Genomic DNA, 15,394 nt, shown 5'->3' on the forward strand with positions numbered 1-15,394 from the left:
ACAAAAAAGCACGCAGAAGGTAGCCCCCTCTGCGTGCTTTTTTGCTTTGTTTTTGATAGCTGTCAGCGCATGTTCCACCTACGCTTGCAGCCGTTTTGACCTGATTTCTTCACCCAGGGGCCTGTCTGGCCCTTCTCAGAAGCTCTCCCAGTCGTCGTCGCTTCCCGCAGCCTTGGGTGCCGGGGCCGGGCTGGGCGCTGCGGGCTTGGCGGCGGGTGAGGCTGCCGGGCTGCTGGCCTTGGGCGCCGCCAGGCTGGCGGCGGGTTTGCTGCCGGTCTTGGCGCTTTTGCCCAGGCTGGTGCTGCGGGCCGCGGCTTTGTAGCTGGGCGCTGCAATGGGGGTGCGGGTGGGGGCTGCCGTGTGGCGGTTCTGGCTGTAGCTGCTGTTCGTGCTGCTGGCGTCGAGCTTGAACACGGCCACGGCGTTGACCAGTTCTCCGGCCTGGGCGTTCAGTGCGCTGGCGGCCGCGGCCATTTCTTCCACCAGGGCGGCGTTTTGCTGGGTGGCCTGGTCCATCTGGGTGACGGCTTCGCCGACCTGGCCGACACCTGCGCTTTGTTCGCTGCTGGCGGCGCTGATCTCTCCCATGATGTCGGTCACGCGCCGGATGGCGCTGACAACTTCAGTCATGGTGGCTCCGGCCTTGTCGACCAGGGCGGTGCCTTGTTCCACGCGTTCCACGCTGGCGGTGATGAGGGCTTTGATTTCCTTGGCGGCTTCTGCGCTGCGTCCTGCCAGGTTGCGTACTTCTCCGGCCACCACGGCAAAGCCTCGGCCTTGTTCGCCGGCGCGGGCGGCTTCCACTGCGGCATTGAGCGCCAGGATGTTGGTCTGGAAGGCGATGCCGTCGATGACGCTGATGATGTCTGCGATCTTGTTGCTGCTGGCGTTGATGCCTTTCATGGTCTCGACCACTTCGGCCACCACGTCTCCGCCTTGCACGGCCACGGTGCTGGCGCTCACGGCCAGCTGGTTGGCGGCTCGCGCGTTGTCGGCGTTCTGGCGCACGGTCGAGCCCAGCTCTTCCATCGAGGCGGCCGTTTCTTCCAGGGCCGAGGCCTGCTGTTCCGTGCGCGCGCTCAGGTCGTTGTTGCCTGAGGCGATCTGTGCGCTCGCTGACGCTACGCCTTCGGCGTTGCTGCGCACGCCCGACACCACACGCGCCAGGTTGGCCCGCATGTCGCCCAGCGCATTCAGCAGCTGGCCCATTTCATCCTTGCCGCCGGGGGGCACCTCGGTCGCCAGGTCGCCATCGGCAATCGCGCGGGCGGCCAACACGGCGTGATGGGCGGGGCGCGTAACGGCGCGGGTGATGGCCACACCCAGTACGGCCGCCAACGCCACGCACAGCGCGAGGGTGCCCAGCACCCAGATGCGTGCCGCATTGAACACTGTCATCGCTTCCTCATTGGCCTTCAATGCAGCGTCCGCATTGATCTTTTGCAGCTCGCCTAGGGTCTCGGCGGTGGCCACAAAGGCTGACTCCGATTCGCCCGCATACAGCATGCTCAACGCATCTGCCGTGAGTTCCATGGTCTCGGCAGTGCTGAAGTCCACGCCCTTGGCAATGTCCGCCAGCTTGTCCTGCAACGCCACATAGGCCGCCTTGCGCGCCTTGTAGGCGTTGAACACCTCGCGCTCCTTGGGCATGTCGATGAGCGGCTCGTAGATCGCCTCCACACGGGTCAGGTCCTTGTGGCGCTGCGCCACCTGCTCGGCAAACGCCTTGACCTCGGCCGCGCTGCGCGCCGTGACCATGCCCGCCTCCGCACGGCGCATGCGATTGAGCAGCACCCGCAGCTCGCCCGTTTGCGTGACGCTGGGCAGCAGGTTGGTGGCGATCTCCTCAGCGTTCGCATGGATGCGGGACATCTGCACCAGCGCAATGGCGCCGAGCAAGGCGGTCAGCAGCACCACCGCCAGGAAACCCGCTGCCAGCTTCACGCCGATGCGCAGATCAGAAATTTTCATGAATCACCTCAAAGTACCTCGTGACACCGGGACCACCCCGGGTGTGTAACCAAATGCAGTCTATCAGCGGGCCTGACCGCACATTGCGCGGCTTTTCCCTACCCCACCGGGGCACCGCCCACAAAAAAGCACGCCATCCATGGCGGATGGCGTGCTTTTATTTTGATAGCAGCTGGCGCAATCGGCACCAGCGCTACCGGCCTATCTGACCTATCAGGCCTGCGACTTCTTGTAGCTGTCGATGCCGTCGGTGATTTCCTTCTTGGCGGCGTCGATGCCTTCCCAGCCCAGCACCTTGACCCACTTGCCCTTTTCCAGGTCCTTGTAGTGCTCAAAGAAGTGGGCGATGGCGTTGCGGCGCATGGCGTTCACATCGTCGATGGTCTTCCAGTGGTCATACATGGGCAGGATCTTGGACGTGGGCACAGCAATCACCTTGCCATCCACACCGGCCTCGTCTTCCATCATCAAGATGCCCAGGGGGCGGCAGGGCACGACCACGCCGGGGAACAGCGGGTAAGGCGTGATCACCAGCACATCGACCGGGTCGCCATCACCCGACAGCGTCTGCGGCACATACCCGTAGTTGGTGGGGTAGTGCATGGCGGTGGTCATGAAACGGTCCACAAAAATGGCGCCCGATTCCTTGTCCACTTCGTACTTGATCGGATCGGCGTTCATCGGAATCTCGATGACGACGTTGAAGCTGTCAGGAACGTTCTTGCCTGGGGGGACGTTGTTGAGGGACATGTCTTTGGATAGTGGTTTGTTGACGATAACCCGCGAGGCCTTCGGCACTGATGCAGCGCAACGAAGCGTCGGGATTAACCCTGATTTTAGGCGCACGCCCCTTTCTGCCCGCTTGCAAACCGGCGTTTGCCTGTAAATTGGGCCTGTTGGCCAATCGGCTCCTGCGCGAAACGCATGGGTAGCACGAGGAAGCAACGCAGCGGGGAAGCCACCGATGCGTTGGTCCCCCTCCGTGCAACACACCAAGGAGAATTGAATGGCTGCAAGTTCAGCACTGACATCCCCTCTCATCCTCGCCCTCGTTTGCGGGCTCATTGCGGTGGCCTACGGCATCTGGGCCCGGGGCTGGATCCTTTCCAAAGACCCGGGCAACGCCCGCATGCAGGAGATTGCCGCCGCCATCCAGGCCGGTGCCGCCGCCTACCTGGCCCGCCAGTACAAGACCATTGCCATCGTGGGCGTGGTGCTGGCGGTGCTCATCGGCGTGTTTCTGGACGGCACCACGGCGGTCGGCTTTGTGGTGGGCGCCGTGCTCTCGGGCGCCTGCGGCTTCATCGGCATGAATGTCTCGGTGCGCGCCAATGTGCGCACCGCGCAGGCGGCCACTCAAGGCATTGGCCCGGCGCTCGATGTCGCGTTCCGTGGCGGTGCCATCACCGGCATGCTGGTGGTGGGGCTGGGTCTGCTGGGTGTCACGGGCTTTTACTGGTTCCTGGCGGGCAACGGCAACCACACGCCCACCACCCATCTGGCCACGCTGCTCAACCCGCTGATCGGCTTTGCGTTCGGCTCGTCGCTGATCTCGATCTTTGCGCGCCTGGGCGGTGGCATCTTCACCAAGGGCGCGGACGTGGGCGCCGACCTGGTGGGCAAGGTGGAGGCAGGCATCCCCGAGGATGACCCGCGCAACCCGGCCGTGATCGCCGACAACGTGGGCGACAACGTGGGCGACTGCGCCGGCATGGCGGCCGACCTGTTCGAGACCTACGCGGTGACACTGATCGCCACCATGGTGCTGGGCGCCCTGATGGTGGCCACGGCCCAGGTCAATGCGGTGGTGTACCCGCTTGCGCTGGGGGCGGTGTCCATCGTCGCATCCATCATTGGCTGCTTCTTCGTCAAGGCAACGCCCGGCATGAAGAACGTGATGCCCGCGCTGTACAAGGGTCTGGCGATCGCGGGCGTGCTGTCGCTCATCGCTTTCTACTTCGTCACGCTGTGGATCATGCCGGACAACGCGGTCACGGCCACGGGCACCCAGCTGCGGCTGTTTGGCGCCTGCGCCACCGGCCTCGTATTGACGGCCGCGCTGGTCTGGATCACCGAGTTCTACACCGGCACGCAGTACTCGCCCGTGCAGCACATTGCCCAGGCGTCCACCACCGGCCACGGCACCAACATCATTGCGGGCCTGGGCGTTTCGATGCGTTCCACGGCCTGGCCGGTGGTGTTTGTGTGCACGGCCATCATCGTGTCCTACGGCCTGGCTGGCCTGTACGGCATTGCGGTGGCAGCCACATCGATGCTGAGCATGGCGGGCATTGTGGTGGCGCTGGATGCGTATGGTCCCATCACCGACAACGCGGGTGGCATTGCCGAAATGGCCGAGCTGCCCAGCAGCGTGCGCGACATCACCGACCCGCTGGACGCCGTGGGCAACACCACCAAGGCTGTGACCAAGGGCTACGCCATCGGCTCTGCCGGCCTGGCTGCACTGGTGCTGTTTGCCGACTACACCCACAAGCTGGAGAGCTATGGCAAGGCCATCACCTTTGATCTGTCGGACCCGCTGGTCATTGTGGGCCTGTTCATCGGCGGGCTGATTCCCTACCTGTTCGGCGCCATGGCCATGGAGGCTGTAGGCCGGGCCGCAGGCGCTGTGGTGGTGGAGGTGCGCCGCCAGTTCAGCACCATCAAGGGCATCATGGACGGTACGGGCAAGCCCGAATACGGCAAGGCCGTGGACATGCTGACCACCGCCGCCATCAAGGAAATGGTGATCCCCAGCCTGCTGCCGGTGGTGGTTCCCATTGTGGTGGGCCTGCTGCTGGGGCCCAAGGCGCTGGGCGGCTTGCTCATGGGCACCATCGTCACAGGTCTGTTTGTCGCAATCAGCATGTGCACGGGCGGTGGCGCGTGGGACAACGCCAAGAAGTACATCGAAGACGGCCACCACGGCGGCAAGGGCAGCGAGGCGCACAAGGCCGCCGTGACCGGTGACACCGTGGGCGACCCCTACAAGGACACGGCCGGCCCGGCCATCAACCCGCTGATCAAGATCATCAACATCGTGGCACTGCTCATCGTGCCGCTGGTGGTCAAGTTCCACGGCGGGTAAAACCGTCCCACCATCGTCAAAAAGGGGCCTCTGGCCCCTTTTTGACGCGTAACATCGCATCCACTGCAGCAGCCACTGGTATCGCGTTCCACTGAAGATGGCCTTGACACACACCACCCTGCCCGCCCCGGCCCCGACCGACAGCCCCGCTGCGCCCCAGCAGCGCATCGTCCAGATCGCGCTGGCCCAGGCCCGGCCTGTGGTGGAGCGCGTCATTGAGGCCACGCGCGTGTCCCTGCAAGCGCGCCTGGACAGTGCCCGCACCCCCGGCGAGCACCATGCGATGCAGGAGGCACGGCAGCAACTGGTGCGGCTGGCATCGGTGATGGCAGATCGCTACCCCGACGCACTGCGCAAGGCGCTGGACCAGGACACGGCACAGGGCGACGACAAGCCCACGCGGTCACTGTTCACCGTGCACTTTGACGACCTCGAACTGATGGACGAGGCGCAGATCAACGACAGCGTGGAGCGCGCACGTGCCCGTCAGGTACTGATCGCTGCAGTGGAAGGTCCGCTGGCTGACCTGGACGCGTTGGTGTGCGCGGCCCAGGGGCTGTCCCGGGTGCAGCCGGAGCACAACCCGCTGCGCCCCGACGTGTTCTTGCAGGCTCTGCAGTCCGTGGTGTCGCAAATGCAGGTCACACCCCAGGTGCGCCACGACTGGGTAGGGCTGATGGCACAGGCATTGGGCACCGAGCTGCGCAGCCTGTACTTCGCGCAAATCGACCAGCTCAAGCAAAGCGGTGTGAAGCCTGTGGGCTATGCCATGCGGCAGGCCACGGGTGAAATGGTCTATGTGGCGCCGGCCGACGCCGGGGCGTCCCCCGGTTTTGCAGCCGACAACGACTTGTACGTGTCGTCCACCAGCGCGGGCGACCCGTTGCTGACGCTGGACCGCCTGCGCCGCCTGCTGCTGGGCGAGTTCAATGACGCAGCCGCCCCTGCGGACATGAACGCCAGCGGCGACAACCCCCAGGAATCTTTCGCAGCCCGGTTTGACCGGGAGTTTGAACACCCGTCACAAGGTTTGCCGCAGATCGACCCACCGGCCACGGATTTCGCGATGACGGTGCCCGCGGCGTTTGAGGCGCTGCAAGAGATGAACCAGGTCGGCCAGATGATGGAGCGCCTGGGTACGCCACGCGCGCCAGCCGGCAACGATGCAGCCGGCAGCCCTGCTGCCGCGCAGCGGGCGCAGGCGCAGGGCCTGGGCCAGGCCTTGAGCATGGAGGTGGTGGCGCTGATGGTGGACAACATCGCGCGCGACACCCGGCTGCTGTGGCCGGTGCAACAGTTCATCCGCGCGCTGGAGCCTGCGCTGATGCAGCTGGCATTGGCCGACCCTCGCTTTTTCAGCCACAAGGAGCATGCCGCGCGCCGCCTGCTGCAGGACATCACCGACCGCAGCCAGGCCTTCAACAACCCCGAAGCCCCTGGTTTTCAGAGCTTCATGCGCTCGCTCATGCACATCGCAGGCCCGCTGGCCACCGCCACCATCGACAGCGCTGATGACTTTGAACAAGTGCTGCAGCAACTGCACACCAAATGGGCCGAGAAGGACCAGGCGCTCAAGCAGGAGCGCTTGCGCGCCATCGAGGCCCTGCAGCACGCTGAGCAGCGCCATCTGCTGGCCGCACAGATATCGCGCGAGATCTGGCTGCTGCCCGACATCGGCAAGGTGCCGGACGCCATCTCGCGCTTTTTGCTGGGCGCTTGGGCCCAGGTCATGGCGGAGGCGCGTCTTTCGGACAAATCAGGCACGACCGACCCGGGCCGCTACCAGGAACTGGTGGACGCGCTGATCTGGAGCGTACAGCCCGAACTGACGCGCGCCAACACGGGCCAGCTGGCTCGCCTGCTGCCCAAGCTGCTGGCCAAATTGCGCGAAGGTCTGGCGTCCATCGACTACCCTACAGACCGCACGGAGGCTGTTTTTGAGCTGCTGATGCAACTGCACCAGCAGGCCTTCAAACCCGGGCCCCGGGTGGCTGCGCCGGCCCCTGCAGCCGCAGCGACTTTTGCAACGCCCCCGGCAGAGCCGCAACAACCGGCGCCCCTTGATGACGACGACCCCTGGGTTGCGCCCTCCGAAGCGAGGGAGTCCGGCTACATCGATATCTCGCAATCGCCCGAGAGCGAGGGCGCAGACACGGCCCCCGAGGCTGCCCCCAGCAGCGCTGCGCCCATGCCGCTGCCTGCCGCCACCATCACGGTGGGCACCTGGGTCAATCTGCAGGTGGCGGGCCAGTGGGAGCGCACACAGCTGTCCTGGATCGGCTCGCACGGCAACCTGTTCCTCTTTACCAGCGCCGCTGGCCGCACCCAATCGATGACCCTGCGGCTGCTGGACCGGCTGCTGCAACAGGGAGCGATGCAGGTGCTGGCCGAGCACACCGTGGTGGACAACGCCCTGGACGCCGTCGCTCAGACAGCCATGCAAAACAGCGTGGAAAGCAGGCACTGAAGGCCGCTTGCACAACAAAAGTGGTCAAACACGGCAGACGGTGATACCCTGTCTCCATCACTCCAAGGCTTTGCAGAATTCAGGGGAATTTGTCAGGGCCTTAGCCCGCTTTGGCGGGCTTTTTTAATGGGTTTCCGCTTTGGCGGTTTTTCTCTAGGCGCCCCGCCCAGCAGGACCTTTTTGGCGTGTCGAACAGCCGCAACCACTGCGGCTCAGTGAGCGCTCGCAGCAGGCAGGGTGAGCGTCGCCCGCAAGCCGCCAAGGCCTGCGGGCTCCAGATCCAGCCGCCCCTCATACAAAGCTGCCAGGTCATGCACGATGGCCAAGCCCAGTCCCGTGCCGGGCACGGTTTCATCCAGGCGCACGCCGCGTTCCAGCGCCTGATCACGTTGCGCGGCATCAATGCCGGGGCCGTCGTCGTCCACCGCAACCACCAGTTGGGGCTGCGCAGCGCCAGATCCGGCGGGCAGCAGTTGCATCTGCAGCCGCACCGCAGCCTGCGCCCACTTGCAGGCGTTGTCCAGCAGGTTGCCCAGCATTTCCTGCAGGTCCTGCGCCTCGCCCGCAAAGAAAAGCGGCACCGCTGAAGACTCGACACTGATATCGAGCAACCGGTCCGCATGCACCTTGTTCATCACGCGCACCAGCCCATCCACCACCGGCTGCAGCGGCGTGCGCTGCCCGGGCAAGCGCGCAGATGCCGCCACCCGCGACCGCGCCAGGTGCCAGTCGATGTGCCTGCGGGCCACCACCACCTGCTCTCGCACCAGCGCCGCCAGCTCCGGGCCATCAGTGGACGGTTGTGTGCGGGCCGCGTTCTCCAGCACCGTGAGGGGCGTCTTGAGCGCATGGGCCAGGTTGCCCGCCTGGGTGCGTGCCCGCTCCACCACCTCGCCATGCCGGCGCAGCACGGCATTAAAGTCGTCGACCAGCGGCTGCACTTCCGCAGGGAAGCTGCCTTGCAATTGCGAAGCCCGCGCTTCTTGCACATCCTGCACCGCGCGCTGTAGCGCCTGCAGGGGCTTGAGCCCCACCGCCACCTGCGCCCAGGCGGCGGCGACCAGCAGCAATAGCAACACCGCCAGCGACAGCCCCAGCACGCCAGTGAACCGGGCCGTGGCTGCCTGCGTGGCCTGCAGGTCGGCGGCCACAATCAAGCGCCAGCGCGCTGCATGCACGCCCTCGGCGCGCACCGTGCGCTCCAGCACCAGCAAAGGCACGCCCTGCGGGCCTGTCATCTCATGCACATGCACGGTGCCATCGGCCAACGCATCCACCTGTAGCGCCAGGCTGGTGTCCCACAACGAGCGCGAGCGCAACACCCCTGCCCGCTCCCGCCCATCGGGCGCCATGGCGTCCACCTGCCAATACAGGCCAGAGTAAGGCTTGAGCCAGCGCGGGTCGGACAGCGCCTCGGCAGCAATCACCGGCTGCCCCTGGGCGTCAAACTCCAGCCGCGCCGTGATCTGGTCCAACTGCAGCTGCAGGGCAGCCTGAAACTGCTGCTGCACATGCTCGCGGAACAATCCGCTCAGCACCAGCCCAGCCAGCACCATGGCCACGGCCGCCCCCGCCAGCGTGACCGCCAGCAGCCGCACCCGCAACGACCGGGACCAGTGCACGGCAGGCGCAGGTGGCACAGCCTGCGCGCTCATGGCGGCACCAGGCGGTAGCCCATGCCACGCACGGTTTCGATGCGTGCCGAATCCACCGGGGCAGCCGACGAAGCCGCAGGAGGCAACATCTTCTTGCGCAAGCGCCCCACAAAGACCTCGATGGTGTTGGAGTCCCGATCAAAGTCCTGCGCATAGATGTGTTCGGTCAGCTCCGCGCGTGACACCAGCACGCCAGGCCGGTGCATGAGGTAGTCGAGCACCTTGTACTCATGCGCTGTCAACGTCACAGGCTGGCCCGCACAGGTCACGCGGCCACTGCGTGTGTCCAGCGACCAGTCTCCACACTGCAGCACGGCCGACGCTTGCCCGCTGGCGCGGCGGATGAGTGCGCGGAGACGCGCCAGCAGTTCTTCGAGGTGAAAGGGCTTGGTCAGGTAGTCGTCGGCACCAGCATCGATGCCTGCGACTTTTTCGTGCCAGTTGTCGCGCGCGGTGAGGATCAGCACCGGCATGTTGCGCCCCTCGGCCCGCCACCGCTTGAGCACCGTGAGCCCGTCCACCACCGGCAGGCCCAGGTCCAGCACCACGGCATCCACTGCCTCGGTGTCGCCCAGAAACTGTGCGTCGCGCCCGTTGTCTGCCTCGTCCACCGTGTAGCCCGCGCCGTGCAGGGCATTGCGCAATTGGGCGCGCAGCAGCGTGTCGTCTTCTACCAGCAGGATGCGCATGGAGGTGTCGTGGTCGGAAGGGTGTCAGCGATTGTCACGGCTTCGCTGTTGATCTTCGCGCGATTCTCGGGATCGCACACGCAGCACCTCCGCCGTGCGCGCATCGAGCTTGACCTTGGTCAACTGCCCGGCAGGCGTCAGCAGCTTGATCTCGTAAATCCAGCGCTCGCGCTCCTGCTCCAGCTCCACTTCCAGCACCTGGCCAGGCACCTCGCGCTGCAGGCGATCGAGCACGACGGGCAGTGGCAACACCTGGCCCGCCTGCACGGCCTGCCGGGCGCGGTCGTGGTCTTCCTTGCCGCTGGCCCACGCGGACGGCACGGCCAGCGCGGCAGCCCACAGCACACACGCCGCCAAGCAAATGCGCCGGACATGGCAGCCCGCACAAGCAGAGTGGAAGGAGAAAGGCATGGGCGCATTGTCCTGCGCGATATCTGAACGGCCGATGAACAGCCCTTTCACGCGCCGTTCAGGCGGGGATTTCAACAATGGCTGCACAAGCGATGAAACCCACAAGGACCACAGCATGACTTCCCTTCGCACCCTGACTCTGGCCGCGCTCTGTGCACTTGCAGCCACCAGCATCAGCCACGCCGCTGACACCACCGCTGCCCAGCAGCTCGCCCACTGGAGCGCACAGGCCGGCAGCCCAGGCAATGCCGACAAAGGCAAGGGGTTCTTCAACGCACGCCATGGTGGCGAATGGTCTTGCGCATCCTGCCACGGCACACCGCCCACCGCACAGGGCAAACACGCCAGCACCGGCAAGTCGATTGCGCCCCTGGCTCCGGCCTTCAACCCCAAGGCATTCACCGACACCGCCAAGGTGGACAAGTGGTTCCGCCGCAACTGCAACGACGTGGTGAGCCGTGAATGCACAGCGGTGGAAAAAGCCGACGTGCTGGCCTACCTCAACGCCCTCAAGCCCTGAGACCGACACCATGCAAAAACCAGCCCTATTACGCCCTGCAGCCCTGGCCGCCGCTGTGTGCGCACTGACCCTGCTGTCACTCTCCAGCGCCCATGCAGACAGTGGGCGCGCCATGCCCCGCAACGTGCCCAGTGCCTACACACAGGAATGCGCCGCTTGCCACACCGCCTACCCGCCCGGCCTGCTGCCCGCAGCATCCTGGAACCGCGTGATGACGGGCCTGGACAGGCACTACGGCACCGACGCATCGCTGGACGCTGCCACCCTACGCCAACTCAACCAGTGGCTGCAGGCCCACGCAGGCACCTACAAGCGGGTGAACGAGGAGCCACCCGAGGACCGTATCACCCGCTCGGCCTGGTTTGAACGCAAGCACCGAAAGATCGAACCCACCACCTGGAAGCTCGCCAGCGTGAAAAGCGCTGCCAACTGTGCAGCCTGCCACACGGGCGCGGACCAGGGGCAGTTTGACGAACACAACCTGCGCATGCCGGCGGGGCTCGATGCCCGATCGCGCCGCGCGTGGAACGACTGACTGCCACCGACAAAAACCTTTGGCGTCCCCACAAAGAGAACACGATGAACAACGCCCCTTCCCTCCACCCTGCCAGCACCACGGCGCAGTCAACCCCTGTCAAGGCTCCCAGCCGCCGGGTGACCGATGCGCCCACGCGCATGTTCCACTGGCTGTTTGCACTTTGCTTTGCGGGGGCCTACGCCACGGCCGACGGCGAACACTGGCGGCTGCTGCACGTCACGCTGGGCTACTCCATGGCGGGACTGCTGGGCTTTCGACTGCTGTACGGCATCTTCGGGCCGCGCACCTCGGGCCTGGGCCTGCTGTGGCGCAAGCTGACAGGGGCGCCCGCATGGCTGCGCACATTGCCCCAGGCCGCATCAGTCACGCAGATCAACTGGCGCCAGGGCCAGAACCTGCTGATGGCGCTGGCCATTGTGTTGCTGCTGGCGCTGGTGGTGCCCCTCACCCTCAGCGGATATGCCACGTACAACGACTGGGGCGCTGCGCTGGGTGGCAACTGGATGGGCGAAGCACTGGAAGAAGTGCACGAGTTCTTCGGCAACGCCCTGCTGTTTGTGGTGTTGGCCCACATCGCGCTGATTGCAGGGTTGAGCCTGCTGCGCCGCAAGAACCAGGCACTGCCCATGCTCACCGGCCGGGTAGAGGGCAAAGGGCCGGACCTGGTCCCGAAGAACCGCACCTGGCTCGCGGCCCTGCTGCTGATCGCAACCCTGGCCTTTGGCGCCTGGCAGTGGCAGCAGTCGCCCAGCGGCTGGGTTGCCAACGGCACATCGACCGAACGCCAACGGCACCACGATGACGACTGATGCTGAGCCACCGAACACGAAGGAACCGCCCTATGAAAATCTACATGTGTGCTGTCTGCGGCTGGATCTACGACGAGGCTGCGGGCCTGCCCGACCACGGTATCGCGCCCGGCACCCTCTGGGCCAACGTGCCCGACGACTGGCGCTGCCCCGAATGCAATGTCGGCAAGGCAGACTTTGTGATGTGCGAGGTGTGATGAAGGCGGATGGGATGCGGCGCACTGCGCTCCGTCAGGGCTGCTGACACCAGCGCGCGGTATAACTGTTACACCGCTGCGACCCTCCTTGCAACGCAGCGTCACGCCCCACATGCCCACTACCGACTCCCCCACTGGCCTCGACCCGGCACTGGCCGCCCAACGCCTGCGTGAAGAAGGCCCCAACGAACTGGGCATCAGCCAGCGCCGCACGCTGCGCGACATGGCCTGGGATGTGGTCACCGAGCCCATGTTCCTGCTCCTGCTGGGTGCAGGTGCCATTTACCTCGCCATGGGCGACGCGCACGAGGCAATGATCCTGCTGGGCTTCGTGGTCATCATCATGGCAATCACGGTGCTGCAGGAGCGCCGCACCGACAACGCGCTGAACGCCCTGCGCGACCTCTCCAGCCCCCGCGCGCTGGCGTTGCGCGGCGGTACCCTGGTGCGCATTGCAGGCCGCGACGTGGTGCGGGAAGACCTGTTGATGATTGCCGAGGGCGACCGCATCCCGGCCGACGGCACGCTGCTGCAGGCCCACGAGCTGGCCGCCAACGAGTCGATGCTGACCGGCGAATCCGAGCCTGTGGCCAAACAACCGGCGGACAAGGTGTTTGCAGGCACGCTGGTGGTCAGCGGCCAGGGCCTGCTGCAGGTGACCGCCGTGGGCCGCCACACGGAGCTGGGCCGCATCGGCCAGTCGCTCGAGACCATTGCCCTGCAGGCCTCGCCGCTGCGCGAGGAAATGGCGCGGCTCACGCGCAAGCTGGTGGTCATTGGCCTGTCGCTGTGCGCGCTGCTGGTGGCCCTGTTCTGGGCGCTGCGCGGCGACTGGCTGCAGGCCGTGCTGGCGGGCATCACGCTGGCCATGGGCGTGTTGCCGCAAGAGTTACCGGTGATCATGATCATCTTCCTGGCCCTGGCCGCTCGGCGGTTGGCGGCGCAGCAGGTGCTCACGCGGCGGCTCAACGCCATCGAGACACTGGGCCAGACCACGGTGCTGTGCGTGGACAAGACTGGCACCCTGACCCAAAACCGCATGGCAGTGGCGGCGCTCTGCGTTGCGGGCAAGGAGCTGGATGTGCAACACCTGCCTGCCGCTGCGGATGGCAGCGCGCTGCCCGATGCCTTCCACGAACTGCTCGAATACGCCGTGCTGGCCAGCGAGATAGAACCCCACGACCCCATGGAGCAGGCCTTTCATCGCATGGCGGCGGACCACCTGGTGGATACCGAGCACCTGCACCCCGCATGGTCGCTGGCGCGGGAATACGAGCTGTCGCCACAGTTGCTGGCCATGAGCCACCTGTGGCGCGACGGCACCTCGGCACATGACACGGTGGCCACCAAGGGCGCACCCGAAGCCGTGGCCGACCTCTGCCACCTGCCCGACGCCGAGCGCGCCGCCGTCAGCGCCCAGGCCGCTCGGCTGGCCGATCAGGGACTTCGGGTGCTGGGCGTGGCCAAGGCCCGGCACCACACGCAAGACACCTGGCCCGAAGCCCAGCACGACTTTGACTTTGAATGGCTGGGCCTGGTGGCCCTGGCCGACCCGCTGCGCCCCGAGGTGCCCCAGGCCGTTGCACAGTGCCGCCAGGCGGGCATTCGCGTGGTGATGATCACTGGCGACCACCCCCGCACCGCACGCGCCATTGCAGCCCAGGCGGGCATCGCTAACGACCGTGTGATCACCGGCGACGAGCTGGTCCGCATGCCGCGCCAGGCGCTGGCCGACCAGGTTCGGCAGGTCAGCGTGTTTGCGCGCATCAAGCCACACCAGAAGCTAGCGCTGGTGGAAGCCCTCAAGGCCCAGGGCGAGGTGGTGGCCATGACCGGTGACGGCGTGAACGACGCCCCCGCCCTCAAGGCAGCCCACATTGGCATCGCCATGGGCCAGCGCGGCACCGATGTAGCCCGCGAGGCTGCCGCCCTGGTGTTGCTGCACGACGACTTTGCAGCCATCGTGCTGGCGATTCACCGGGGGCGGCAGACCTTTGCCAACCTGCGCCAGGCCATGGTCTACACGCTGGCGGTGCACGTGCCCATCATTGGGCTGGCGCTGCTGCCGGTGCTGTTCGGGCTGCCGCTGGTGCTGGCGCCGCTGCACATCGCGTTTCTGGAGCTGGTCATCGACCCGGCCTGCTCCATCGTGTTCGAGGCCGAAGAAGGTGCTGCCGACCTCATGCAGCAGCCGCCGCGCGCGGCCGACGAACCCCTGCTGTGCGCCCGCCACATCCTGCTGAGCGTGCTGCAGGGCAGCGTGGTGACCGCTGCCGTGGTAGGCCTGTATGCCTGGCTGCTGAGCCAGCCCCCACATGCCGCCACCGCCAGCACGGCCGCGTTTGTGGTGCTGGTGGCCGCCAATGCCGCACTCATCCTGCCCAGCCGCAGCGGCCAGACGGGTTGGCGCAGCCTGTGGGCAGGCCTCACCCCGGTCAGCCTGTGGGTGGCGGGCGGTACGCTGGCCGCGCTGGCGGCCATCACCACCGTGCCGTGGCTGGCCAACGCTTTCCGATTTGTGCCGCTATCGCCCCTGCACTGGTTCATGGCCTTGCTGGCCGGAATGCTGCTCACGGTGGTGTTTGCGGCCAACAAGCGATGGCTGCAGCCCGCGACAGCGGCGCACAATCACCTGCCTGTTTAACCCCATCGCCGCACGCCATGCCCATCGTTCTGGACTCACTCGACCACGTTGTGCTCACCGTTGCCAGCATCGAAAAAACGATTGCGTTTTATGAGCGTGTGCTGGGCATGACCGCGCGGGAGTTCAAGCCCCAGCGGTACGCGCTGCACTTCGGCGCGCAAAAGATCAACCTGCACGAAGTGGGCACGGTGGTGGACCCCAACGTGCGCCACGCGACGGCGGGCTCCGGCGACCTGTGCTTTCTCACCCAGATGCCGCTCGACGACGTCATCGCACACCTGCAGGCCGAAGGCGTCCCCATCGTGCAAGGCCCGGTGGGAGCAACGGGCGCCCGCCACCGGCTGCGCTCGGTCTACATCTACGACCCGGACGACAACCTGATCGAGATTGCCAACGAGGTGTGAG

13 protein-coding genes are annotated in these 15,394 nt (G+C 66.0%); 8 read left to right on the forward strand and 5 right to left on the reverse strand.

Annotation, left to right across the window (positions count from 1 at the left end; all coding sequences use genetic code 11):
• Positions 1 to 135: 135 nt before the first annotated feature.
• Both ACTJKQ_RS20410 and ppa read right to left on the reverse strand, forming a co-directional pair.
• Positions 136 to 1,971: a methyl-accepting chemotaxis protein gene (locus ACTJKQ_RS20410; protein WP_440597909.1), complete on the reverse strand. Its 1,836-nt coding sequence runs from the start codon at positions 1,969 to 1,971 to the stop codon at positions 136 to 138.
• A gap of 213 nt (positions 1,972 to 2,184) precedes the next feature.
• The gene (gene ppa / locus ACTJKQ_RS20415; RefSeq protein WP_056067328.1) at positions 2,185 to 2,721 is read right to left on the reverse strand and encodes an inorganic diphosphatase; all 537 of its coding nucleotides are present in this window, start codon (positions 2,719 to 2,721) and stop codon (positions 2,185 to 2,187) included.
• Between the two features lie 256 nt (positions 2,722 to 2,977).
• Between ppa and ACTJKQ_RS20420 the strand changes: the two genes are divergently transcribed.
• Both ACTJKQ_RS20420 and ACTJKQ_RS20425 read left to right on the forward strand, forming a co-directional pair.
• Entirely contained in the window at positions 2,978 to 5,059 is a 2,082-nt protein-coding gene (locus ACTJKQ_RS20420; RefSeq protein ID WP_056067326.1) for a sodium-translocating pyrophosphatase, read from the forward strand.
• A 97-nt stretch (positions 5,060 to 5,156) separates the two neighbouring features.
• A complete protein-coding gene (locus ACTJKQ_RS20425) occupies positions 5,157 to 7,526 on the forward strand; it encodes a DUF1631 family protein (RefSeq protein ID WP_440597910.1) in 2,370 nt (789 codons plus the stop codon).
• Between the two features lie 212 nt (positions 7,527 to 7,738).
• Here ACTJKQ_RS20425 and ACTJKQ_RS20430 read toward each other — a convergent pair whose 3' ends face one another.
• From ACTJKQ_RS20430 to ACTJKQ_RS20440, 3 genes are read right to left on the reverse strand one after another with little or no spacing between them, the layout of a single operon-like run.
• Positions 7,739 to 9,181, reverse strand: coding sequence for a sensor histidine kinase (locus ACTJKQ_RS20430; RefSeq protein WP_440597911.1), 1,443 nt, complete (start codon positions 9,179 to 9,181; stop codon positions 7,739 to 7,741).
• Positions 9,178 to 9,870, reverse strand: a complete 693-nt coding sequence (locus tag ACTJKQ_RS20435) for a response regulator (protein WP_260667022.1) — start codon at positions 9,868 to 9,870, stop codon at positions 9,178 to 9,180. The genes ACTJKQ_RS20430 and ACTJKQ_RS20435 overlap by 4 nt, the downstream gene beginning before the upstream one ends.
• A 24-nt stretch (positions 9,871 to 9,894) precedes the next feature.
• Positions 9,895 to 10,281 (reverse strand): PepSY domain-containing protein, encoded by a 387-nt coding sequence (locus ACTJKQ_RS20440; RefSeq protein WP_056067788.1) that lies wholly within the window; start codon positions 10,279 to 10,281, stop codon positions 9,895 to 9,897.
• A 115-nt stretch (positions 10,282 to 10,396) separates the two neighbouring features.
• On the opposite strand from ACTJKQ_RS20440, the gene ACTJKQ_RS20445 reads away from it, so the two are divergent.
• From ACTJKQ_RS20445 to ACTJKQ_RS20470, 6 genes are all read left to right on the forward strand, one after another.
• Positions 10,397 to 10,801 (forward strand): DUF1924 domain-containing protein, encoded by a 405-nt coding sequence (locus tag ACTJKQ_RS20445; RefSeq protein ID WP_440597912.1) that lies wholly within the window; start codon positions 10,397 to 10,399, stop codon positions 10,799 to 10,801.
• Between the two features lie 10 nt (positions 10,802 to 10,811).
• Entirely contained in the window at positions 10,812 to 11,336 is a 525-nt protein-coding gene (locus tag ACTJKQ_RS20450) for a diheme cytochrome c (RefSeq protein WP_440597913.1), read from the forward strand.
• A gap of 44 nt (positions 11,337 to 11,380) precedes the next feature.
• A complete protein-coding gene (locus ACTJKQ_RS20455; RefSeq protein WP_440597914.1) occupies positions 11,381 to 12,148 on the forward strand; it encodes a cytochrome b/b6 domain-containing protein in 768 nt (255 codons plus the stop codon).
• Positions 12,149 to 12,180: 32 nt separating this feature from the next.
• Complete coding sequence (locus tag ACTJKQ_RS20460) at positions 12,181 to 12,345, forward strand: rubredoxin (protein WP_056743520.1); 165 nt, start codon at positions 12,181 to 12,183, stop codon at positions 12,343 to 12,345.
• Positions 12,346 to 12,457: 112 nt separating this feature from the next.
• Positions 12,458 to 14,989, forward strand: a complete 2,532-nt coding sequence (locus ACTJKQ_RS20465) for a cation-translocating P-type ATPase (protein ID WP_440597915.1) — start codon at positions 12,458 to 12,460, stop codon at positions 14,987 to 14,989.
• Between the two features lie 17 nt (positions 14,990 to 15,006).
• Positions 15,007 to 15,393 carry a VOC family protein gene (locus ACTJKQ_RS20470; RefSeq protein ID WP_440597916.1) on the forward strand — a complete coding sequence of 129 codons (387 nt, stop codon included), beginning with the start codon at positions 15,007 to 15,009 and terminating at the stop codon, positions 15,391 to 15,393.
• Position 15,394: the final 1 nt, after the last annotated feature.

It is taken from the genome of Acidovorax sp. 22279, assembly GCF_052045435.1.
Lineage (GTDB): Bacteria > Pseudomonadota > Gammaproteobacteria > Burkholderiales > Burkholderiaceae_C > Acidovorax > Acidovorax delafieldii.